Origin of the sequence: Corallococcus sp. CA041A (genome assembly GCF_003612075.1) — a bacterium.
Lineage (GTDB): Bacteria > Myxococcota > Myxococcia > Myxococcales > Myxococcaceae > Corallococcus > Corallococcus exiguus.
Window position 1 is genome coordinate 1 of sequence record NZ_RAWF01000172.1, and the last position, 21,492, is coordinate 21,492.

The 21,492-nt window shown below is 70.6% G+C and carries 18 protein-coding genes; 12 read left to right on the plus strand and 6 right to left on the minus strand.

The window, feature by feature from the left end; genetic code table 11:
• The first annotated feature begins 118 nt into the window (after positions 1-118).
• On the plus strand, positions 119-769 hold the full coding sequence (locus D7V77_RS27080; protein WP_233597256.1) for a hypothetical protein: 651 nt from the start codon (positions 119-121) through the stop codon (positions 767-769).
• On the opposite strand, the gene D7V77_RS27085 is transcribed toward D7V77_RS27080, so the two are convergent.
• Positions 750-1,370, minus strand: coding sequence for a hypothetical protein (locus D7V77_RS27085; RefSeq protein ID WP_233597257.1), 621 nt, complete (start codon positions 1,368-1,370; stop codon positions 750-752). The genes D7V77_RS27080 and D7V77_RS27085 overlap by 20 nt on opposite strands.
• Before the next feature lie 190 nt (positions 1,371-1,560).
• On the opposite strand from D7V77_RS27085, the gene D7V77_RS27090 reads away from it, so the two are divergent.
• Both D7V77_RS27090 and D7V77_RS27095 read left to right on the plus strand, forming a co-directional pair.
• On the plus strand, positions 1,561-3,243 hold the full coding sequence (locus D7V77_RS27090) for a DUF1800 family protein (RefSeq protein ID WP_120579198.1): 1,683 nt from the start codon (positions 1,561-1,563) through the stop codon (positions 3,241-3,243).
• Positions 3,244-3,248: 5 nt separating this feature from the next.
• Positions 3,249-4,796, plus strand: a complete 1,548-nt coding sequence (locus tag D7V77_RS27095) for a DUF1501 domain-containing protein (protein ID WP_120579199.1) — start codon at positions 3,249-3,251, stop codon at positions 4,794-4,796.
• A 65-nt stretch (positions 4,797-4,861) separates the two neighbouring features.
• On the opposite strand, the gene D7V77_RS27100 is transcribed toward D7V77_RS27095, so the two are convergent.
• Positions 4,862-5,746, minus strand: a complete 885-nt coding sequence (locus tag D7V77_RS27100) for an NAD-dependent epimerase/dehydratase family protein (protein WP_120579200.1) — start codon at positions 5,744-5,746, stop codon at positions 4,862-4,864.
• A 93-nt stretch (positions 5,747-5,839) separates the two neighbouring features.
• Here D7V77_RS27100 and D7V77_RS27105 point away from each other — a divergent pair, with 93 nt between their 5' ends.
• Positions 5,840-6,760 (plus strand): LysR family transcriptional regulator, encoded by a 921-nt coding sequence (locus D7V77_RS27105; protein ID WP_120579201.1) that lies wholly within the window; start codon positions 5,840-5,842, stop codon positions 6,758-6,760.
• Between the two features lie 6 nt (positions 6,761-6,766).
• Here the strand turns inward: D7V77_RS27105 and D7V77_RS27110 are convergent, their stop codons facing one another.
• Positions 6,767-7,852, minus strand: a complete 1,086-nt coding sequence (locus tag D7V77_RS27110) for an aldo/keto reductase (RefSeq protein WP_120579202.1) — start codon at positions 7,850-7,852, stop codon at positions 6,767-6,769.
• Positions 7,853-7,946: 94 nt separating this feature from the next.
• Between D7V77_RS27110 and D7V77_RS27115 the strand changes: the two genes are divergently transcribed.
• Both D7V77_RS27115 and D7V77_RS27120 read left to right on the plus strand, forming a co-directional pair.
• Positions 7,947-8,354: a MarR family winged helix-turn-helix transcriptional regulator gene (locus D7V77_RS27115; RefSeq protein ID WP_171807564.1), complete on the plus strand. Its 408-nt coding sequence runs from the start codon at positions 7,947-7,949 to the stop codon at positions 8,352-8,354.
• 88 nt (positions 8,355-8,442) lie between these two features.
• A complete protein-coding gene (locus D7V77_RS27120; protein WP_126933121.1) occupies positions 8,443-9,825 on the plus strand; it encodes a hypothetical protein in 1,383 nt (460 codons plus the stop codon).
• Here the strand turns inward: D7V77_RS27120 and D7V77_RS27125 are convergent.
• Positions 9,794-10,129, minus strand: coding sequence for a DUF3817 domain-containing protein (locus D7V77_RS27125; protein WP_120579204.1), 336 nt, complete (start codon positions 10,127-10,129; stop codon positions 9,794-9,796). The two genes, D7V77_RS27120 and D7V77_RS27125, sit on opposite strands and share 32 nt — an antisense overlap.
• Entirely contained in the window at positions 10,126-10,494 is a 369-nt protein-coding gene (locus D7V77_RS27130; RefSeq protein ID WP_120579205.1) for a hypothetical protein, read from the minus strand. The genes D7V77_RS27125 and D7V77_RS27130 overlap by 4 nt, the downstream gene beginning before the upstream one ends.
• Before the next feature lie 163 nt (positions 10,495-10,657).
• Here D7V77_RS27130 and D7V77_RS27135 point away from each other — a divergent pair, with 163 nt between their 5' ends.
• Positions 10,658-11,671 carry a GlxA family transcriptional regulator gene (locus D7V77_RS27135; RefSeq protein ID WP_120579206.1) on the plus strand — a complete coding sequence of 338 codons (1,014 nt, stop codon included), beginning with the start codon at positions 10,658-10,660 and terminating at the stop codon, positions 11,669-11,671.
• Here the strand turns inward: D7V77_RS27135 and D7V77_RS27140 are convergent.
• Positions 11,604-12,536 (minus strand): MBL fold metallo-hydrolase, encoded by a 933-nt coding sequence (locus D7V77_RS27140; RefSeq protein ID WP_120579213.1) that lies wholly within the window; start codon positions 12,534-12,536, stop codon positions 11,604-11,606. The genes D7V77_RS27135 and D7V77_RS27140 overlap by 68 nt on opposite strands.
• A 113-nt stretch (positions 12,537-12,649) precedes the next feature.
• Between D7V77_RS27140 and D7V77_RS27145 the strand changes: the two genes are divergently transcribed.
• The 5 genes from D7V77_RS27145 to D7V77_RS27165 form a co-directional block, all read left to right on the plus strand.
• The gene (locus tag D7V77_RS27145; RefSeq protein WP_120579207.1) at positions 12,650-13,537 is read left to right on the plus strand and encodes a LysR family transcriptional regulator; all 888 of its coding nucleotides are present in this window, start codon (positions 12,650-12,652) and stop codon (positions 13,535-13,537) included.
• Positions 13,538-13,576: 39 nt separating this feature from the next.
• A complete protein-coding gene (locus D7V77_RS27150) occupies positions 13,577-14,164 on the plus strand; it encodes an NYN domain-containing protein (protein WP_120579214.1) in 588 nt (195 codons plus the stop codon).
• 27 nt (positions 14,165-14,191) lie between these two features.
• The gene (locus D7V77_RS27155; RefSeq protein WP_120579208.1) at positions 14,192-15,940 is read left to right on the plus strand and encodes a DUF885 family protein; all 1,749 of its coding nucleotides are present in this window, start codon (positions 14,192-14,194) and stop codon (positions 15,938-15,940) included.
• Complete coding sequence (locus D7V77_RS27160; RefSeq protein ID WP_120579209.1) at positions 15,937-16,815, plus strand: alpha/beta hydrolase; 879 nt, start codon at positions 15,937-15,939, stop codon at positions 16,813-16,815. Before D7V77_RS27155 ends, D7V77_RS27160 begins: the two co-directional genes overlap by 4 nt.
• 174 nt (positions 16,816-16,989) lie before the next feature.
• The coding region (locus D7V77_RS27165; RefSeq protein ID WP_158624500.1) for a polyketide synthase at positions 16,990-21,492 on the plus strand (4,503 nt) is incomplete at its 3' end.

The window sequence follows — 21,492 nt, forward strand, 5'->3', positions numbered from 1 at the left end:
GGAGGTGGCCACCGTCGTAGTGGGCGGGGCGGGAGCGATGCCCGCGTCGGGCGCGGCGGACGTGGCCGGCGTGGCGGAGAGCAGCACGGCGGTGCACACGGGACACAGGAGGCGGCGCATGGGAACAGCACTATCGGTCCGGGGCTCCGCGCCGGACAAGTCCGGGGGACACATGGGACGGCTGCTGACGCTGCTCGCGTTGCTGCTCGTGGGCCTGGGGGCCCTGCCCGCGCGGGCGCAGGACGGCGCACCGGATGCGCTGTTCGGCCTGCCGCTCGTCGTGCGTGAAGGCGGCTGGGCGCGCTACGTGAACACGTCGCCGGACGGGCCTCCGGAGTTCGTGATCAAGCTGGGCGGTCCGGGACGCCACGAGGGCAAGCGTGGCCGCTGGGTCCTCATTGAGCTCGACGTCCCCGCCACCGGACGCGTGGGCTTCGACTTCCTGGTGGAGGGCGAGCGCTTCAGCGCGAAGAGCGTGCTGCTCATGCGTTTGCGAGTGCCCGGCCGTCCGCCGAACGACACGCCCGCGCCGTTCAACCAACCGGGCGCCGAGCGGAGGCCCCACCCGCTGCGGACGACGACGGAGACCCTCGCCGGCAAGAAGCTGGCGGTGTCGGAGTACTCGTACGCCGGAGGCATCACCGCCCAGTGGTCCCCCAGCGTCCCGGTGCTGGGCCTGGTGCGCGTCTCCGGCACGCAGTCCTTCCAGCTGGAGGCCTTCGGCGTGGGCGGAGACCCGTGGAAGGACGCTACCTCCGCCGGGAAGTAAGGCCCGCCCCGACGAGCGCGGTCCGCACCGCGTCCTCGTCCGAGCTCGCGAGCCGAGCGGCCAGCAGCAGCCGCGTCCCGTGCCCCGCCTGGAGGCGCACGCGAGGCAGGTCGCCCGTCTCCCGCTGGAATGTGAACCACTCCAGCCGGGAGAACGGCGTGCGCCGCCCCAGCGAATCGATGAAGCCCGTGGGGCCGAGGAACAGCGCGGGCACTCCATGCAGGCCCACGCCCGCGAGCCACCCGGCGACGCCCAGGCAGAACGTGGCGAGCGCGGGCCGGCCCTCCGACGAGAAGAGCCGCAGGCCCACCAGCGCCAGCACGGCCATGGTCGCGAGCACCAGCGCATAGGTGCCCATCTCCGCGCGCGAGCGCAGCGCCAGGAGCCTTCCGCCGCGCAGCAGCCCCACGAGCGCGCCCAGCGCCACGAGCGCCAGGCCCGCCGCGGCCACCGCCACGGCCAGCGCCATCATCCCGGGACGGCCTCCCAGCTCCCGCGACTCGCGCACGAGCCACGCCGCGGAGCCCGTGAAGAAGGCCAGCGTCACGCCATGGAAGGCGGCCGTGGAGACGGGGCGCGTGGGGACCAGGGAACGACTCACCCGGTTGTCTCTACACCACCTGAGCCCCAGGACCCGAGCACCCACCCGGGAAACCTCCGGCATCCCATGGTTCCGGAACTACCAGAAAAAGCCGCTTTCAATGAATTTACATATCTCTTAGAATCTTTTCCGACGTCGCGGCCCCGGCGTTCCGGGGTCGATCACCCCCGCAGTCTCCAGGAGGTTCCGGATGCTTCGTCGCACCGCCCTGGCCCTCGTCCTGTGCGCCACGTCCTGCACACAGGCTGAAGGGCCCTCCGCAACAGAGTCCCCTCCCCCCGAACAGCAGGAAGTCCTGGGCCGGGCCGAACAGGCCGCCGAGTCCCTGGAGACGCCCGGTGAGGCGAACAGCATCCGCTTCCTGGAGCAGTCCTCCTTCGGTCCCAAGCTGGCGCGCGGCGTGGCCCCCGCGCCGGTGGGCACCGTGGAGCGCGTGATGTCCGTGGGCATCACCCAGTCGCTCACGGACCAGTTCGCGCTCCAGCCCGCCACGCCGTACGACGGGGAGAGCGCCCAGGACCTGGGCTCGCAGTTCTTCCAGCGCGCGGTGACGGGGGAGGATCAGCTCCGCCAGCGCGTGGCGTTCGCGCTCAGTCAGATCCTCGTCGTCTCCCAGAACGGCATCCCGGAGTCCACGAAGACGCCCTACGCGGACTCCAAGGTGGCGCTCGCGGGGTACATGAACCTGCTGTCGCAGCACGCCTTCGGCAACTTCCGCACGCTGCTGGAGGCCGTGACGAAGGACCCCGCCATGGGCCGCTACCTGGACATGGCGAACAACCGCGCCTTCGACAAGAACGGCAACCCCATTGACCCGAACGAGAACTACGCGCGGGAGATGCTCCAGCTCTTCACGCTGGGCACGGACAAGCTGAACAACGACGGCACCCCGCTGCTGGACGCCAGCGGCAACCGGCAGCGCGCGTACAGCGAGGAGCAGGTGAAGGCCTTCGCGCACGCCCTGTCCGGCTGGACCTGGAACGCCACGGGGTGTCCGGCCAAGGGCGCCGCCAACAATACGCCCGACTACAAGAACCCGCTGATGCCCTGTGACAACAACCACGACACGAGCAGCCAGACGCTCCTGCGGGGCGTCACCACCACGGCGGGCGGGAACAGCACCACGCATCTGACGCAGGCGCTGAACAACGTCTTCAACGACGCCAACGTCCCGCCCTTCATCAGCAAGCAGCTCATCCAGCACCTGGTCACGAGCAACCCGACGCCCAACTACGTCCGGCGCGTGGCCAACGTCTTCAAGAACGACGGCACCGGGACGCGCGGCAATCTCCAGGCGGTGGTGCGCGCCATCCTGGAGGACACCGAGGCGCGCGGCGCCCAGCCGGCCGTGGCGCTCAGGCCCGGCTATGGCCACCTGCGCTCGCCCGCGCTGTTCGTCACCAACGTGGTCCGCTGGTTGGATCCCACGCTGGACACGGCCACCAAGGACCCGGGGCTGAAGCTCAGCAACTGGAGCAAGTCGATGAACCAGTGGGTGAGCCGTCCGCCCTCCGTGTTCAGCTTCTACCCGCCCAACGCGCCGCTGCCGGGCGCGGACGGCCTGGTCGGACCGGAGTTCGCCATCCTGGACACGGCCACCATCACGGCCCGCGCCAACTTCCTGCACGAGTTCCTCTACGCCAACAGCGCGGCCAACGCGGGCATCACCGTGGACTACGACCTCTTGCCGTCCACCAACCCGGAGCTGGTCGCGTACCTGGGCCGCTACTGGCTGCACGGCACGATGGCGCCGGAGCTGGAGCAGAAGCTGCTGACGTCGATGGGTGACAGCCGGGCGAACACGCTCATCCGCAAGAAGAAGCTGGCGCTCTACCTGACGCTCCTCTCCCCCTCCTTCCAGATCCAGCGGTGAACCCCATGACCACGACCCGTCGACAGTTCCTCCGGCGCGCCACGCAGGGCCTGGGATTCCTGGCCGCCGCGGCCGCCCTTCCCCGCTGGGTGGGCAACGCCCACGCCGCCACCATCGGTGGCTACTCCGGCAGCCGCGTCGCCGTCTGTGTCTTCCTGCTGGGAGGCAATGACAGCAACAACATCCTCATCCCGCGCGAGACGAACGCCTACGCGAAGTACCTGGCCGCCCGTCCCACCATCGGTCTGAAGACGGACCAGATGGACCTCATCAACCCCACGGACCTGGCCGCGGGCTCGTTCGCGCTGCCCAAGACGCTTTCGAAGCTGCGCGCGCACTTCGAGGCGGGCCGCGCCGCGTTCGTGTGCAACGTGGGCCCGCTGGTGCTCCCACTGACCAAGGCGGACTACCTGGCCGGCGGCACCACCGTTCCGGAGAACCTCTTCTCCCACAGCGACCAGCAGGACGCCTGGGCGAGCGCGCTGGCCAACCCTGGCTCCAGCACCGTCACCTCCGACATCAAGGTGACGGGCTGGGGTGGCCGCACGGCGGACAAGCTCCACGTGCTCAACACCAGCACGCCGCCGGACTACCCGGAGGTGACGTCGTTCGGAGGCAAGCCGCGCTTCTGCGCGGGCGTGGACCGCAAGCCCATGATGGTCGCCCCGGATGGCACGCTCTCGTTCCGCACCGTCAACACCCCGGCGTCGGACTTCGACCTGCTCCAGCAAGCGGCGCTGGCGGACGTGATGACGGTGCAGGATGGCAACGTGCTGGAGACGGCCTACGCGGGCGTGTTCACCACGGCGCAGACCTTCTCCGCCGCCCGCACCGCCGCGCGCGACGCGGCGTGGGCCCAGTTGCCGCAGGCCACCCGCGACGCCATCGAGGGCTACTTCGTGCCCACGCTGCCGCCGGAGGACACCGTGAAGTGGACGCTGCACACGCAGCTCTACCAGGTGGTGCGCGACCTGGTGGCGGGCGCCATGCCGGTGAGCAACGCGGGCCTGGGCCTCAAGCGTCAGGTGTTCTCCGTGGGCTTCGGCTCCTTCGACACGCACCAGAACCAGGACGTGGACCAGCCGAAGCTCCTGGAGCAGCTGGACTTCGCGCTCGACGCGTTCCAGAAGTCGGTGACGTTGCTGGAGACCCAGGCCGCGTTCGGCTCCAACGCGCCGCAGGCCACGCTCTTCACCATGAGCGACTTCAACCGGACGCTGCTGGAGAACGGCGACAGCGGCACGGACCACGCCTGGGGTGGCCACGCCATCGTCCTGGGCAACCGCGTGGCGGGCAAGAGGCTCTACGGCACCTTCCCCAACCTGGACCTGTCCGGTTCGCTGGACGGATCCACGGACGAGCGCGGCCGTTGGATTCCCACGCTCACGGTGGAGCAGTACGGCTGGACGCTGGCCTCGTGGCTGGGGCTGAACACCGCCGCGGAGCGCGACTACGTGTTCCCCAACCTCTCCGGCTACCTGGCGGACGCGGTGGCGCGCAGCTTCCCGGCGCAGGCGCGCAAGGCCAAGGTGGGCTTCATGCTGGCGGACTGACGCCGGCATGAATGAAGAAGGCCGCGAGCCTCGCCGGGCTCACGGCCTTCTTCGCGGGCATGTGACTACTTCAGCTCCGCGAGCACGTCGAACACGGAGGGACGGTGCGGCTTCCAGCCCAGCGCGCGGGCCCGCTTCGCGCGGATGCGGCTGTTGGACGCGAGCGCCAGCCGCCCCAGCTCCACGCCCCAGCGCTTCTCCCCTTCCTGAAGCGGCATGCTGCCCACGGGCAGGTGGAGGCTCTTGCCAATGGCCGTCACCACGTCGCGGAAGTTCGCCTCGCCGCTCTCCGCGAAGAAGAACGTGCCGGCCGGCGCGCGCTCCAGCACCAGGAGGTACAGGTCCGCCAGGTCCTCGATGTGCACGTTGGACCAGACGTTCTCCCCCTTCCCGATGTAGCGCGCCGTGCCTGTCTCGCGCGCGTACTGGATGAGCGGCGGCAGCTGCACGCTGTCCGGGTTCAGCCCCAGGCCCTTGCCGTAGATGAGGCACGGGCAGATGACGTTCGTGTGGATGCCGTCCTTCGCGGCGTCCAGCACCGTCTTGTCCAACGAGATGCGCGCCACCTTCTCCGGGACGGGCTCGATGGGCGTGTCCTCGTCGTGCACGCCCGCCGTCAGCTCGCCGCCCGCGTCGGTGGCGACGATGCTGGAGCCGCTGGTGTGGATGAAGTGCTTGCCGGAGCCCTTCAGCGCGGCGAGCAGCGCCTCCACCACCTTGCGCTCGTCCGCGGACGCCGCGTTGATGACCGCGTCAGCTTCCTTCGCCAGCCGCGCGAGCGCGTCCAGGTCATCGAACGAAGCGACCGTCGCCTGGATGCCGCGCGCCTCCAGTTCCTTCGCCTTGTCCTGCGTCCGGGCGGTGCCCACCACCTGGTGCCCCGCCGCCATCAACCGCGCCGCCACCGATCCGCCGATGTACCCCGTCGCGCCCAACACGAAGACTTTCATGATCCGCTCCCGTGAATGGGAGGGAACCTGCATTGTTCCCCCATGGGCGGGTAGTGGCTTGCCGGGCACATGTCCTGTTCCTAGAGTTCTCGAATGACCCTCATCCAGGAGCCGCTCGCAGGGCTGGGCGCCTTCGTGCGCACGCTCGAAACGGGCAGCTTCAGCGCGGCGGCCCGGGCGCTCGGCGTCTCCCCTTCCGCGGTCAGCAAGACGGTGGCCCGCCTGGAGGGCCGGTTGGGGGTGCTGCTCCTCCAGCGAGGCACGCGGCGGCTCCAGCCGACACCGGAGGGGCTGTCCCTCTTCGAGCGCGGCCAGCGCATCGTGGCGGAGCTGGAGGCGGCGCAGGGAGAGCTGCGCGAGTCGAAAGGCCCAAGGGGCCCGCTGCACGTCACCGCGCCCATGGACCTGGGCCGTCACTGGCTGGTGCCACGGCTGCCGTCGTTCCTCGCCGCGTATCCCCAGATTCAGTGCGCGCTGGGGCTCACGGACCGCTTCATCGACCTGGTGGAGGAGCGCGTGGACGTGGGGCTGCGCATGGGGGAGAGCGCGGACACGCGGCTCGTGCGGCGGCGGCTGGGAGAGTCTCGCGCCGTCATCTGCGCCTCGCCCGCGTACCTGCGCCGGCACGGTACGCCGCGGAAGGTGGCGGACCTCCAGCGCCATGCGTGTCTGGCCTACCTGCGCGGCGGACAGCGCATCCCGTGGCGACTGGATGGCAAGGAGGTGGACGTGCCCGGCCCCTTCGCGTCCGACAACAACGAAGCGCTGCTGACGTTGGCGCAGGAGGGCGTGGGCATCGCGCGCATCCCGGAGTTCGTCGCCACGCAGGCGCTGGCGTCCGGAAGGCTGCGGGCCGTGCTCGGCGCGGTGCACTCGCCGGGGCCCGATGTGTTCGTCGTCTATCCGGAGCGCCGGCACCTGTCGCCTCGCGTCCGAGTGTTCGTGGACTTCGTGGTGGAGGCGTTCGCGCGCGAGGAGGCAAAGCCGGGCACGAAGCCCCGGCCTCGCCGGTGACGACGGTCAGTAGACCTTGTCGTTCTTCTCCACGCCGAAGGGGGAAGCCGGCATCTGGATTCCGTTCACCGTCGTCCCGCCGTTGTGGATGGCGGGGAACATGGGCTCCATGCTCTGCGGGAACCCGAACGCGGGCTTCGTGAGCTCATCCAGGCGCCCCATCTCCTCGGCCGTGAGCTTCACGTCGGCGGCCTTCAGGTTGTCCTCGAGCTGCGCGATCCGCCGCGCGCCGATGATGGTCGAGCCCACTCCCGGCTTCGCCATGACCCAGGCCAGCGCCACGCGCGCCGGGGTGCTCTCGTGCGCACGAGCGATGGCCTCGAGCGCGTCGACGACGGTGTAGGTCTTCTCGTTCAGGTAGGGCTCGATGAAGGCGCCCCGGTCTCCCTTCAGCTGGCCCGCGTTCTTGCGGGTGTACTTGCCGCTGAGCGCGCCGCTCTTGAGCGGGGACCAGGGGGTGATGCCGAGCCCGTGCTCCAGGGCCATGGGGACCAGCTCCTGCTCCACGCTGCGCTCGAGCAGCGAGTACTCAATCTGCAACCCGATGAAGGCCGACCAGCCCCGGAAGCGCGCGGTAACGTTGGCTTCGACGACCTTCCAGGCAGGCGTGTCGGAGACGCCGAGGTAGCGGACCTTGCCGGCCCGGACCAGGTCCTCGAGCGCGGCCATCGTCTCGTCCATGGGCGTGTGCTTGTCCCAGTTGTGCAGCCAGTAGAGGTCGATGTAGTCGGTCTGCAGGCGGCGGAGCGAGTTCTCGCACGCCGAGATGATGGACTTGCGGCCGGAGCCGCCCCCGTTCGGGTCGCCGGGGTAGAGGTTGCCGCTGAACTTCGTGGCGATGACCAGGCGGTCGCGCCGGGCAGCGTGCTTGCCGACGTGGTCACCGATGATCTTCTCGGAATGGCTCTTCGTGTAGAAGTTCGCGGTGTCGATGAAGTTGCCGCCCAGTTCGATGAACCGGTCGATGATGTGCTGGGACTCCTCCACGCTGGTGCCCCAGCCAAGGTCTTCACCGAACGTCATCGCACCAAGGCACAGCGGGCTCACGCGCAGGCCGGAGCGGCCGAGCGTGACGTAGTGGTCGAGAGGCATGGAGTCTCCTGGGGATGTGTTACCGTTTCAGGGAGGCCGAATTGGTTCAGCCTTGAGTTGATTTAATTTTGTACCAATTTCCGCGCAAGGGCTCATGTCGAAGATCGACCCGGCGAAGATCTGGTCGCTGAACTACAACCTGCTGATGTCGGTCATCTCCGGTGTCTCGCCCGACATCTCCGGGCTGGGGTTGGACACGAAGGAGCTGTTCGTGCTGGCGCAGGTGGAGGAGCACCCCTACCCGGCCGAGCTGGCGGCGACGCTGAGCATGCCGAAGCCGACGGTGACGGTGTACGTGAAGCGGCTGGAGGCGGCGGGCTTCCTGCGCCGGGAGATTGACGCCGAGGACCTGCGGCGGCACCGGCTGCAGGTCACCCCGGCGGGCCGCAAGGTGACGGCGAAAGGGCTCGCGATGCTGTCGGAGGCGTTCGGCGCGCGGCTCGGTCGCTTGAGTGCGGCGGAGCAGGCCGAGCTCCGGAGCCTGCTCGAGAAGCTGAGCTGACGGCGGCTTGAATCCTGCCGAACCCCTGGTGCGTAATTCCGGCCATGACGCCGAGGCGACTTTTCGCCCGGCCGGGGGTTTCCCATCCATGCAGAAGCGTCGTGCGGGTGAAGTGGTTCTGGGTGCACTGGTGTGCTGGATGCTCGCGGCCTGTGGCGGCGACGACAAGGTGAAGGTCCGGGGGCACGTCACCAACGGAGGCGGTCAGCAGTCGCAGGGGCTCGTCGACGGCGCGCCCGCGCTGGCCGGGGATGGAACGGTCTCGGCGGCGACCACGGTGCGGATCAGCCGCGTGGTGGCGTCCGGAGACCTGACGACGCTGGCGGAGGCCGACGTCGCGGCGGATGGCAGCTACACGCTGGAGCTGGACGACGAGGGGCAGCGGCTGATCATCGAAGCGGTGAATGCGTCCGCCGCCACGGTGGGCTCCGCGGTGCTGGACTCCACGACGCCGCGGTCCGGCCAGGACGCGCGCACGGCGCCGCCCATCACGAGTGAGTCCTCGCTGGAGGCGGAGGTCTTCGTCCAGATGGTGCGGGACGGGGACTCGCCGGAAGGCGTGGACACGGTGGACCTGCGCGCGCGGTTGAACTCGGAGCAGGCGGCGGCGGTGCGCGGCCAGCTCAAGGCGACGGCGGCGGAGTCGGTGGAGGCGTTGAGCGCGGCGGTGCGCGCGGCGCAGACGACTCGGATCAAGGCGTACGCCCGGGCTGGCGTGGCCGTCACGCAGGAGCAGCTCTTCAGCGCGTCGTTGGCTGCGTCCGCGCAGTTGGACGCGTCACTGGATGCCGGCGGACAGTCCGCGGTGGGCGCCTACGACACGTTCTTCGCGGCGGTGCGCGCGGCCACGCCCCAGGCGAACGACGCGCAAGACCAGCAGGCGGAGCGCGAGGCGAGCGTGTCCTATCGCATCGCGGTGGACGCGCGGCTGTCCTCGGGAGCGGGCATCGCGGTCGCGGACGCGTCGGTGCGAGCCGCCGCCGCGCTGGAGGCCCGGGCCACCGAGGCCGCCGTGAAGGCCCTGCTCCAGGGCGCGAGCGCCACCGACCTGACGCTGCAACAGGCGAACACCGCCGCCACGTCGCTGCGAGCGAACCTCTCTTCCGCCACGGCGGCCAACGCCGCCGCGACGGCCTGGGCGAACTACAACACCCAGCTCGCCACCGGCGGCAGCGCGACCGTGATGGGGGCCCAGCTGGGGGTGACGAGCAGCAACCAGCTCGCCTTCGACTCGGCGGTGCATGCAGGCGCGCAGGCGGGCGCGACGCTCGAAGCCGCGCTGGGCACGGTGCTGGAACAGTCCGGCAAGGCGTCCGCCACGGCGCTCGCGGACGCGGTGGTCAACGCCTTCGCCACCTATGACGCCGCGGTGCGAGGCGGCGCCACCGCCACCCTGGTGGCCTTCGGCCCCAAGGCCACCACCGGCGTGGAGCTGCTGATCATCTCCGAGGGCTCGTTCCGGCTGCGGTAGGTGTGGAGCTCTCCGCTCGCTGCTCCTCCCGCCGCAGCGAGCGGTCCAACACGAAGTTCCCGAATGGCACCAGCGACGCGCCGAACACCGCGAGCGAACGGCGCGCCGTCCAGCCGTGTTCGGATGCCGCGCGGAACAGTGAGGACACGAAGAGCAGGAACAACAGCCCGTGGACGCTGCCTGTGATCCGCACCGCCAGGGGCTGAGCGAACAGGTACTTCACCGGCATCGCGATGAAGAGCAGCCCCAGGAAGGACATCCCCTCCAGGAAGGCCACCCACCGCAGCTGTCTCAGCGCATTCATGTGTCCACCCAGGGCCAGCGCGGCCGGAAGACCATCAGAACCAACACGCAGAAGAACGGCACGGCGGCCCAGAGTGCCCCCGCCACCGTGCGCCGCTCACGGGACGCCATGGCCACCAGCGCCAGCTGCGACACCAGCGACAGCGTCAACCCGCCCAGGATCCACGCCTCCGTCAATGCGATGTTGAACTGGAGCGTGAGCAGGTAGCCCGCCGTCCACGTCACCACCAACCCCGGTGACGCGATGGCGTGCACCGCGCGCTTGCGGTCCCGGGACTCCGTCGCGACCAGCGCCCCCACGAGCCCGCCGCCGTAGAGCACCACGCCCACGAACTTCAGCAGGAGCAGCAAGCGGTAGATCAACACCCCGTCACACGTCCCTGGCACGCCGTGGCGGCCATCGCCACGAAGCCCCGTCCGTATGACACGGGCCCCACTCCCACCGTAAGTGGCGGAAACGCCATCTTTCGACGACTTCCCGCCACGACTTACCTTGGCGGGAACCCACCAGCCCTGGCATCGTCCCGACATGCACACCGTGGCAATCGTCGCGCTGGACGGAGTGGTGCCCTTCGACCTCTCGATTCCCACCGAGGTCTTCCGCCATGTGCGGCTGCCCTTCGGCGGCCCCGGCTATCAGGTCCGCGTCTGCGGACTGACGCCGGAGGTCCACGCGGGCGCGTTCCGGGTGAAGACCCATTATGGCCTGGGCGCCCTGGCGCGCGCGGACACCATCATCCTGCCCGGCATCACGGATGTCTCCGGGCCCGTGCCGCCCAGGCTCGTGAAGGTCCTCCGCGCGGCCGCGGGCCGGGGCACGCGCATCGCGTCCATCTGCTCGGGAGCGTTCCTCCTGGCCGCGACAGGGCTGCTCGATGGGCTGCGCGCGACCACGCACTGGATGGCCACGGAGGAGCTGGCCCGGCGCTTCCCCTCCATCCAGGTGGATCCGAACGTCCTCTACGTCGACAACGGCCAGTTCCTCACCTCCGCGGGCGCGGCGGCGGGGCTGGACCTCTGCCTGCACATGGTGCGGCGCGACCATGGCGCCGCGGTGGCGGCGGACGCTGCGCGGCTGGCCGTGATGCCGCTGGAGCGCGACGGCGGCCAGTCCCAGTTCATCACCCACGTGCCTCCCGCCCCCGAAGGCGCGTCGCTGGAGCCGCTCCTGCACTGGATGGAGGACCACCTGGACCGGCCACTGACGCTCCCAGCCCTCGCCCGGAAGGCGGCGATGAGCGAGCGCACCTTGAGCCGCCGCTTCCGGGAGCAGACCGGCACCACGCCCCTCCAGTGGCTCCTCCACGCCCGCGTGCGCCGCGCCCAGTACCTGCTGGAGACCACCGAGCAGTCCGTGGAGGCCGTCGCTGAAGAAGTGGGCTTCGGCTCGCCCACCTCTTTCCGCGAACACTTCCAGCGCTTCGTCACCACCAGCCCCCTCGCCTACCGCCGCGCGTTCCGGGGAGCAGAACGCCTCAGTGCTGGTGGCCGAAGCGCACCTCCACCGCCGGGTGCGCCGCGACAAAGGCGCGCAGCTTCTTGAAGCTCTCCACGCCCCGGGGCCCGTCGTCCGTGAAGGAGCCCGGCTCCACGTCGTGCTCCCAGCCCCAGCGCGTGTGGCTGGCGTCGCCCAACAGCAGCACCGGCCCCTTCGTGGAGCGCACGAGGTACGCGGTGCTGCCCGGCGTGTGCCCCGGCACCCAGAGAGCCCACACGGAGCCGTCCCCGAAGACGTCCACCGCGCCGTCGAAGAGGCCCTTCGGGTCGGCCGTGTAGTTCCACTCCGACAGCGCCGGCTTGCCCTCCAGCGCGCGGTCCGTGGCGCCCTGCACCACCAGGTTCCGGAAGGCGCGGAGGCCCGCCTCACCCGGGCCGGTGTACACGGGCGTCCCCGCCGGTGCGTCCGCCATGCCGCTGATGTGGTCCGGGTGCAGGTGCGTGAGGAAGACGCCAGAGAGCGGCTGGGGCTGCTTCGCCAGCCACTCGCCCAGCGGCGCCAGCACCGTCATCTTCTCCATGTGCATCGCGCTCGTGATGATGCCGCCCAGCGCCGAGCGGTCCGGCGCGTCCCGCAGCGCCGTCTCCACGCCGGTGTCCACGATGTACATGCCCTTCGTGGGATGACGAATCGCGTGGAAGAAGACCTGCACGGGCTCGTCCCCGTCCTCCAGGTGCGCTGCCTTCGCCGTCGGGTGGTCCAGGTTGATGAGGCCGCTTCGGTCCACGGCCCAGTCGCACGAGGTGACGGTCTCCAGTTCCACCGGCCCGGGCACGTCCAGCTCCGCGAGCAGCGCGTCCGCCGGCCGCGTCACGCCGAGCGTGGACTTCTGGACGCCGTGCGAGGACGTGGCGCAGCCAGTGGCGAACCCAGCGACACAGAGGCAGAGCGCGAGCAGGGAGGACTTCATGACGGACACCTTCTTCCTTCCGGCGCGAGGCACCGGGCGTTCGGGACAGGCGGCACGATGCGCGATGCGCTCATGGATGGGAATCCGCGAAATCGGCATGATGCCATCCATTCATGGATATCTCCTGGGACGACGCCCGGCTGTTCCTCGCCATCGCGGAGACGGGCAGCTTCAGCGGGGCCGCGCGGAGGCTGCGCATCGGACAACCCACGGTGAGCCGGCGGCTGGCCGCGCTGGAGTACGCGGTGGGCTCCGCGCTGTTCCGCCGGAGCGTGGATGGCGCGGCGCTCACGTCCGCGGGAGAGCGGTTGCTCGTGCCCACGAAGAAGATGGCGGAGTGGGCCGGGGAGCTGCACCGCGCGGCGGAGTCCGCGGACAGCTCGCCCCGGGGCATCGTGCGCGTGACGGCCACGCCCTACATGAGCTTCGACTTCCTGGCCCCCTTCGCCGCCTTCGTCTCCCAGAAGCACCCGGGCCTGCGCCTGGAGGTGCAATCCCAGATTCAATACCTGGACCTGGGGCGCGGTGAGGCGGACCTCGCGCTGCGCGGACGGCCTCCCACCAGCGCGGACCTGAAGCTCGTGGACACGCTGGAGGTCCCCAACGCCGTCTTCGTGTCCAAGGCCCTGAAGGCCCGGCTGCCGAAGAAGCTATCGCTCCAGCAGCTGCCCTGGGTGGCCTGGGCGCCCCCCTTCGAAGCCGTCCCGCCCAACCCCCAACTGGAGTCGATGATCCCCGGCTTCAGTCCGTCATTCACCGCGGACAACTACCTGGTGCTGGTCGCGGCGGCGGAGGCGGGCCTGGGCGCGATGGTGATGGCGCGCATGGCGCACCGCTTCACCCGCCCCTCGCGCCTCGTCCCTCTGGACGTGGACCTGGGGCCCTTCTCCCGGAGTCAGACCCACCTGGTGTGCGCGAAATCCGCGCTGGATATTCCCCGGGTGCGGCGTGTGTCAGAGCTGTTGCGCGAGGAGTTCCAACGAATTCGCCTGGGTCGATGAAAACCCCCAACGGCCGGCAGCCCGCGTATTGTGCCCGCCATGCAATCCGTCCGCCCCGCCGCCGCATCCTACGTCCTCATCGACGCCGAGAACGTCGATTGGGCCGTCTCCAACATCGTCGGGCGCAAGCCCGAGCCGCAGGACCGGGTGCAGTTCGACCGGCTCGTCGCCTTCTGCGACACATATTTCCCCAAGCCGGTGCGCTGCGTGGTGGTGCTCAACTCTCGGGGTGAGCAGCTGCCGGACGCGATGATTGGCTTCGTGCGCGCGCTGAAGTCCGCGGGCTGTGAAGTGGCGCTGCTGCACGGCCGTCCGGACCAGAAGGTCGTGGACCTGGGCATCCTCAAGCTCCTGGAGAACATCCGCACCCAGCGTCCGCAGGCGGCGGTCGGCCTGGCCAGCCACGACGGCGCGGACTTCGCGGAGGCGCTCAAGCCCCTGCTCGAAGAGAAACGCCAGGTCGCCGTGCTGGGCCTGCGCGAGTACGTGAGCCAGAAATTCCGCGATCTCACCCCGCTGGGCCTGAAGGTCGTCGACCTGGAGCTCAACGCCCGCGTGTTCCAGCGCCCCCTGCCCCGGCTGCTGCCGGTCAACGTGGACGAGTTCGATCCTTCTCTGTTCGTCTAGCCGCGGTTTCCACGCCGGAGTCCGTCCATGTCATCCCAGTCCGTCCCCCAGCGCGGCGCCGCGTCCGCTTCGCTGCACACCCTGCTGGAAGCGGAGTGGCAGTACTCGCTCCAGCAGTACCCCACCTACGCGTCGCTCCTGGGGGACCGGCGCTGGAATGACCGCTGGGATGACCTGAGCCTCACGGCGCTGGAAGCGGATCACCAGCACAGCCACGCCGTGCTGCGCAGGCTCCAGGACGTGGACCGCGCCGCGCTGGACAGCGACGCGGACCGGCTGCACCTGGACCTCTTCCGCCGGATGCACGAGACGTGGCTGGAAGAGTACGGGGTGAAGAGCCACCTCCTGCCCCTCAACCAGATGGGAGGCCTGCCGGAGGGGCTCAAGCAGCCGCCGGGGCTCCAGACGGCGTACCAGCTCGCGGACACCCTGCGCTTCGAGACGGTGCGGGACTACGAGGACTGGGTGAAGCGACTGGAGGGCTTCGGCGCCTACGCGGATCAGGTGGTGGCGCTGATGCGCGAGGGCATGCGCCAGCACCGCATCCACCCGCGCATCGTGCTCCAGCGCATCCCGCCGCAGCTGGAGCGGCAGGTGGTGAAGGATGCCACGCAGAGCGGCTTCTTCAGTCCCTTCACCCGCTTGCCCAAGGACTTCACGCCGGAGGACGCACGGAGGCTTGCGCAGGCGGGCCGCGACGCCATCGCGAACACCGTGGTGCCCGCGCTGAAGCGCGCCCTGGACTTCGTCACCACGGAGTACCTGCCCGCCGCGCCAGAGACGGTGGGCGTGTGGCAGTTCCCGGACGGTGAAGCGCTGTACACGGTGCTCGCGCGCCGGCACACGACGACGCGGATGACGCCGGAGGAGATCCACGCGGTGGGCCTGACGGAGGTCCAGCGGCTGCGCGCGGAGATGGACGCGGTGATGGCGCGCACGGGCTTCACCGGCACGCTCCAGGGCTTCTTCGACACGCTGCGCACGGAGACGCGCTTCTACGAGCCCACCGGCGAGTCGCTGCTCGCGCGCTACCGGACGCTGGCCCGCCGCATTGATCCGCTGCTCCCGCGGCTGTTCCGGACGATGCCGAAGACCCCCTACGTGGTCGAACCCATCGCGGAGGCCATGGCCCCGGACGTGACGACGGGCTTCTACTTCCCGGCCGCCGCGGACGGCTCGCGCCCGGGCACCTTCCAGGTGAACCTCTACCGGCCGGAGACGCGGCCCGTCTGGGAGATGGTGCCCCTGACGCTGCACGAGGCCGTGCCCGGCCACCACTTCCAGGTGTGCCTCGCCAACGAGCAGACGGACGTGCCGGCCTTCCGCCGCTTCACGTCCTACGTGGCCTTCGATGAAGGCTGGGCGCTGTACAGCGAGTCCCTGGGCGACGAGCTGGGCCTGTACGACGACCCGCACGACAAGTTCGGCCAGCTGGCCTACGAGATGTGGCGCGCGGTGCGGCTGGTGGTGGACACCGGCCTGCACGCGAAGCGTTGGACGCGGAAGCAGGCGCTGGACTTCTTCATGGAGAACGCGCCGCGCCAGGAGCTGGACGTCACCAACGAGGTGGACCGCTACATCGCGTGGCCCGGGCAGGCGCTGGCGTACAAGGTCGGCCAGCTGCGCATCCGCGCGCTGCGAGACAAGGCAGAGGCCGCGCTGGGGACGCGCTTCGACGTGAAGGCCTTCCACGACGAGGTGCTGCTGACGGGCTCGCTGCCGCTGGACGTGCTCGAGGCGAAGCTCGACGCCTGGGTGGCCCGGGAGTCCGCGTGAAGCGTCCGCTCGTCGCCGGGCTTCTGCTGGGAGGCGTGGCCCTGCTGGCGATGGCCGCCTGGGTCGCGGTGCGCAGCGCGCGATACATCTCCCAGGAGGTGCACCCGCCCCGGCAACCAGTGGGCAGTCCTCCCCAGGAAGCGGAGTTCGCCGGCCTGCGCGACGTGGCGTTCCAGGACCGCGACGGCCTCCAGCTCAAGGGCTGGTACCTGCCTCCGCGCGACGGGGCGCTCGTCGTCCTGGTCCATGGGCTGTCAGGCAACCGCACGCAGCTGTTGCCCGAGGCGCGGTTCCTGGCCCGGGCCGGGTACGGGCTGGTGCTCTTCGACCTGGGCGCGCACGGCGAGAGCAGCGGAACCGTGTCCACCTATGGCGACCGCGAGGCGACCCAGGTGCGGGCGGCGGTGGACTTCGCCGCGCTCCAGCCAGAGGTGGACGCGAAGCGCATCGGTGCGCTCGGGTTCTCCCTGGGGGGCTATTCGGTGTTGAAGGCCGCGGCGGAGGATCCGCGCATCAAGGCCGTGGTGGTGGAGGCCGCGGCCGTGGCGCCCGCGCAGGCGCTCCAGGACGAGCTGGGACACTGGGGACCCCTGGGCCTGTGGCCGGCGCTGGGGGTGATGAAGCGCGCGGGCGTGGACGTGAACGCCGTGCAACCCGCGCGGGACATGGCCGCGCTCGCGGGTCGCCCCGTCCTGCTGGTGGCGGGCGATTCGGATCCATGGGTGCCGGACGCAGCCCTGGAAAACCTGCTTCGCCAGGGTCAAGGCCCGTGGGAGAAGTGGCGCGTGCCGGGTGCGGGGCACGAAAGCTACCTCCAGGCCTCTCCCGAAGAATATCCACGCAGGGTGTTGGCGTTCTTCTCGCGCTTTCTCTGAATGTGGCGGCTGGGGAGCGGCCGAGGGGTCGGCCGGATGTAAGGAATCTGCCCAGACGCGATCATTCCTTTCCAGGCATGGCATGCTGCGTGCCCGGATTGGCCCGTCTTTCCCATTCTCTTCAATCTCAAACGCTCGGTACCTGACGGTCTGATGGACCCGGGGGATAAGTCCGTGGACGCAGCGCTCATGCAGACAGTGGTGGCGCGTTTCACCGCGCAGGCGTCCCGGACGCCTGACGCCGAGGCGGTCCGGTTCGAAGGCGCGGGGCTGACGTACGCGGCGCTGGACCGTCGCTCCAACCAGCTCGCGCACCACCTGCGGGGCCTGGGCGTCACCACGGACGTGCTCGTGGGCGTGTGCCTGGAGCGCTCGGTGGAGATGGTGGTGGCGGTGCTGGCCGTGCTCAAGGCAGGCGGCGCGTATCTGCCATTGGACCCGGCCTATCCCGCGCCACGTCTGGCTTTCATGTTGGAGGACGCGAAGGCGCCGGTGCTGCTCACCCAGGCGAAGCTGCGCGCGGGGCTGCCTGCCTTCGCGGGCCCGGTGCTGTGCCTGGATGAATCCCCTGCCCTCTTCGCCCCGGAGGCCCCGGCATCGCCGGTGGACGCGTCCAGCCTGGAGGGGCTGGCGTACGCCATCTACACGTCCGGCTCCACGGGCACGCCCAAGGGCGTGGCCATGGGACACCGGCCGCTCGCCAACCTCATCGCGTGGCAGCTGGGGCAGTCCATCGCGGGGCCGGGCACGCGCACGCTGCAGTTCTCCCCGCTGTCCTTCGACGTGTCGTTCCAGGAGCTGTTCGGCACCTGGTGCTCCGGCGGAACGCTGGTGCTGGTGCGGGACGCGCTGCGGCTGGACGCCGTGCTGCTGTTGCAGCTGTTGGCGGACGAGCGCGTGGAGCGGCTGTTCCTGCCCTTCATCGCGCTGCAGAACCTGGCGGAGATCGCCACCTCGCACCAGAAGGTGCCGCCCACCCTGCGCGAGGTCGTCACCGCGGGCGAACAGCTCCAGGTGACGCACCACCTGCGCGCGTTCTTCGCCGCGCTGCCGGGCTGCGCGCTGCACAACCACTACGGCCCGTCGGAGACGCACGTCGTCTCCAGCTACGTGCTCCGGGGCTCGCCCGACACGTGGCCCGCGCTGCCGCCCATTGGCATGGCGGTGGACGGCTGCGAGCTGCTGGTGCTGGACGAGCAGAAGAAGCCCGTGCCGCAGGGTGAGTCCGGCGAGCTGTTCCTCGCGGGCGTGTGCCTGGCGAAGGGCTACCTGCACCGCGAGGCGCTGACGGCGGAGCGCTTCGTGCCGCACCCGCTCAAGCCCGGCACCAGCGAGCGCGCTTACAAGACGGGCGACCTGGCGCGCGTGCTGCCGGACGGCAACGTGGAGTTCCTCGGCCGCATCGACGGCCAGGTGAAGGTGCGCGGCTACCGCATCGAGCTGGGCGAGATTGAAGTCGCGCTGGGCAGCCACCCCGCGGTGAAGCAGGTGGCGGTGGTGGCGCGCGAGGACGTGCCCGGCGACAAGCGGCTGGTGGCCTACGTCGTCCCGGACGGCACGCTGGAGCACGCGGCCGGGACGCTGCGGCGCCACCTGTCCACGCGGGTGCCGGACTACATGGTGCCCTCCGCGTTCGTGGTGATGGACGCCCTGCCTCGCACGCCCAGCGGCAAGATTGATCGCCGGAGCCTGCCCGCCCCGCTGCCCACGCGGCCGGAGCTGCAGCAGGCGTTCGTCGCGCCGCGCTCGCCGCTGGAGCGCACGCTCGCGGACGCGTGGGCGCAGCTGCTCCGCATCGACCGGGTGGGCGTGCACGACAGCTTCTTCGAGCTGGGTGGCAACTCGCTGCTCGCGCTCCAGTGCGTGGCGCGGCTGCGGCAGGCGCATGGGCTGGAGATCCCCATCGTCCAGCTGTTCCAGTCCCCCACGGTGGCGCAGCTGGCGGCGGTGCTGACGGGGGATGCGTCGCGTCCGTCGCTCAAGCAACTGGCGGAGGCGCGGCAGGCGAAGCGTCAGCAGGCGGCGGGCGGCGCGGAGCCGGTGGCCATCATCGGCATGGCAGGCCGCTTCCCGGGCGCGCCCGACATCGAGACGTTCTGGAAGAACCTGGTGGGCGGCGTGGAGTCCGTCTCCACCTTCACGCGCGAGGAGGTGGACCCGTCCGTGCCCGCCGCCGAGCGCGACGCCCCCGAGTACGTGCGGGCGCGCGGCACCCTGGAGGGCGTGGAGCTGTTCGACGCGGCCTTCTTCGGCATCATGCCGAAGGAAGCGCAGGTGATGGATCCGCAGCAGCGCCTGTTCCTGGAGACGGCGTGGGAGGCGCTGGAGTCCGCCGGCTGCGTGCCGGAGACGTACCCCGGCCTCGTCGGCGTCTTCGCGGGCACGCACAACAACAGCTACCAGCCGCTGCACGTGCTGCCCCGGCAGGACATCGTGGGCCGGGTGGGCGCCTTCCAGGCGATGGTGGCCAACGAGAAGGACTACGTGGCGACCCGCGTCGCGCACAAGCTGGACCTGCGCGGGCCCGCGCTGTCGCTCAACACCGCGTGCTCCACGTCGCTGGTCGCTGTAGCGCAGGCCTTCTGGGCGCTCCAGACGCACCAGTGTGACGTGGCGCTGGCGGGCGGCGCGTCCGTGACGGTGCCGCAGAAGTCCGGCCACCTGTACCAGGAGGGCGGCATGCTCTCCCAGGACGGGCACTGCCGCCCCTTCGACGCGAACGCCACCGGCACCCTCTTCAGCGACGGCCTGGGCGCGGTGGTGCTCAAGCGCCTGTCGGACGCGCAGGCGGACGGCGACGTCATCCACGCGGTGCTGCGCGGCGTGGGCATCAACAACGACGGCGCGGCCAAGGTGAGCTTCGCGGCGCCGGGCGTGGAGGGCCAGGCCACCGCCATCGCCACGGCGCACGCGAACGCGGGCATCGACCCGCGCACCATCCGCTACGTGGAGGCGCACGGCACGGCGACGCCGCTGGGCGACCCCATCGAGGTGGAGGCGCTGTCGCAGGCGTTCCGCGCGCACACTTCCGACACGGGCTTCTGCGCCATCGGTTCGGTGAAGAGCAACTTCGGCCACCTGACCGCCGCGGCGGGCGTGGCGGGCCTCTTGAAGACCGTGCTCTCGCTGAAGCACCGCGAGCTGCCGCCGACGCTGCACTTCCAGACGCCCAACCCGAAAATCGACTTCCCGCGCAGCCCCTTCTTCGTGCAGGCGAAGCGCTCCGCGTGGCCGGAGGGCACCGGCCCCCTGCGCGCGGGGGTGAGCTCGTTCGGCGTGGGCGGCACCAACGCGCACGTCGTGGTGGAGGAGGCCCCGGAGCGTCCCGCCTCCGGCCCGTCGAAGCCGCGCCAGCTCCTCACGCTGTCCGCGAAGACGCCCGCGGCCGTGACGCAGGCGGCGCTGCGGCTGGCCGCGCACCTCCAGGCGCATCCGGAGGATTCGCTCGCGGACGTGGCGCACACGCTGGCCACGGGCCGCAAGGCGTTCCCGTTCCGCCGCGCCGTGGTGGCGGGCACCCATGAGGAAGCGGTGCGGGCGCTGACGGCGGCCGAGCCGGAGGCCTCCGCGCTGGAGTCCACGCCGCCCGTCGCGTTCCTCTTCCCGGGACAGGGTTCGCAGCACCCAGACATGGCGCACGGGCTGTACCGCCACGCGCCGGCCTTCCGCGCCACGGTGGATGCGTGCGCGGAGGTGCTCAAGCCGCTGCTCGGGCGCGACCTGCGCGAGGTGCTCTTCCCGAAGGACCCGGAGTCTCCCGAGGCCGCGGAGACGCTGCGCCAGACGTCGTTCGCGCAGGCGGCCCTCTTCACGGTGGAGTACGCGCTCGCGCAGCTCTGGTGGAGCTGGGGCGTGCGGCCGGGCGCGCTCGTGGGCCACAGCGTGGGCGAGTTCGTCGCCGCGTGCCTCGCGGGCGTCTTCACGCTGGAGGACGCGCTGCACCTGGTGGCGAAGCGCGGCCAGCTCATGCAGGCGCAGGCGCCGGGCAGCATGCTGTCGGTGCGCCTGTCCGCCGAAGCGGTGGCCCCCAAGCTGACGGACGGAATGGCCATCGCGTCGGACAACGGGCCCCGCCTGTGCGTGGTGTCCGGCCCCACGGAGGCCGTGCAGCGGCTCCAGGCCGCGCTGGAGGCGGAGGGCACCGCGTGCCGGATGCTCCAGACGTCGCACGCATTCCACTCGCCCATGATGGACGCCGCGGTGGCGCCCTTCCTGGAGACGGTGAAGGGCATGCGCCTGTCCGCACCGCGCATCCCCATCGTCTCCACCGCGACGGGCACGTGGCTGAAGGACTCCGAGGCGACGTCCCCTGAGTACTGGGCGCGGCACCTGCGCGACACGGTCCGCTTCTCCCCCGCGCTGCGCACGCTCTGGGACAAGGGCGACCACCTGATGTTGGAGGTGGGCCCGCGCGTGACGCTCGCCACGCTGGCGCGGCAGCAGGCCACGGCCGACCAGCGCTCGCGGGTGTTCGCCTCCCTGGGCGAGTCCACCGGCGATGCCGCGGACTGGAGCGCCCTCCTGACCGCCGCGGGCCAGCTCTGGCGCCGGGGCGTGGCCCTGGACTGGCGGGCCTTCCACGCCGACGAGCAGCGCCAGCGCGTCACCCTTCCTACGTATCCCTTCCAGCGGCAGCGCCACTGGATCGACCTCGAGCGGGCTCCCGTGCCCGCCCCC

What these genes read in the sequence shown, in the direction of transcription:
- D7V77_RS27145 (WP_120579207.1), top strand. Translation starts at nt 12,650, where the DNA reads ATGGATATCTCCTGGGACGACGCCCGGCTGTTCCTCGCCATCGCGGAG.
- D7V77_RS27080 (WP_233597256.1), top strand. Translation starts at nt 119, where the DNA reads ATGGGAACAGCACTATCGGTCCGGGGCTCCGCGCCGGACAAGTCCGGG.
- D7V77_RS27105 (WP_120579201.1), top strand. Translation starts at nt 5,840, where the DNA reads ATGACCCTCATCCAGGAGCCGCTCGCAGGGCTGGGCGCCTTCGTGCGC.
- D7V77_RS27125 (WP_120579204.1), bottom strand. Translation starts at nt 10,129, where the DNA reads ATGAATGCGCTGAGACAGCTGCGGTGGGTGGCCTTCCTGGAGGGGATG.
- D7V77_RS27135 (WP_120579206.1), top strand. Translation starts at nt 10,658, where the DNA reads ATGCACACCGTGGCAATCGTCGCGCTGGACGGAGTGGTGCCCTTCGAC.
- D7V77_RS27090 (WP_120579198.1), top strand. Translation starts at nt 1,561, where the DNA reads ATGCTTCGTCGCACCGCCCTGGCCCTCGTCCTGTGCGCCACGTCCTGC.
- D7V77_RS27095 (WP_120579199.1), top strand. Translation starts at nt 3,249, where the DNA reads ATGACCACGACCCGTCGACAGTTCCTCCGGCGCGCCACGCAGGGCCTG.
- D7V77_RS27155 (WP_120579208.1), top strand. Translation starts at nt 14,192, where the DNA reads ATGTCATCCCAGTCCGTCCCCCAGCGCGGCGCCGCGTCCGCTTCGCTG.
- D7V77_RS27100 (WP_120579200.1), bottom strand. Translation starts at nt 5,746, where the DNA reads ATGAAAGTCTTCGTGTTGGGCGCGACGGGGTACATCGGCGGATCGGTG.
- D7V77_RS27115 (WP_171807564.1), top strand. Translation starts at nt 7,947, where the DNA reads ATGTCGAAGATCGACCCGGCGAAGATCTGGTCGCTGAACTACAACCTG.
- D7V77_RS27150 (WP_120579214.1), top strand. Translation starts at nt 13,577, where the DNA reads ATGCAATCCGTCCGCCCCGCCGCCGCATCCTACGTCCTCATCGACGCC.
- D7V77_RS27110 (WP_120579202.1), bottom strand. Translation starts at nt 7,852, where the DNA reads ATGCCTCTCGACCACTACGTCACGCTCGGCCGCTCCGGCCTGCGCGTG.
- D7V77_RS27140 (WP_120579213.1), bottom strand. Translation starts at nt 12,536, where the DNA reads ATGAAGTCCTCCCTGCTCGCGCTCTGCCTCTGTGTCGCTGGGTTCGCC.
- D7V77_RS27120 (WP_126933121.1), top strand. Translation starts at nt 8,443, where the DNA reads ATGCAGAAGCGTCGTGCGGGTGAAGTGGTTCTGGGTGCACTGGTGTGC.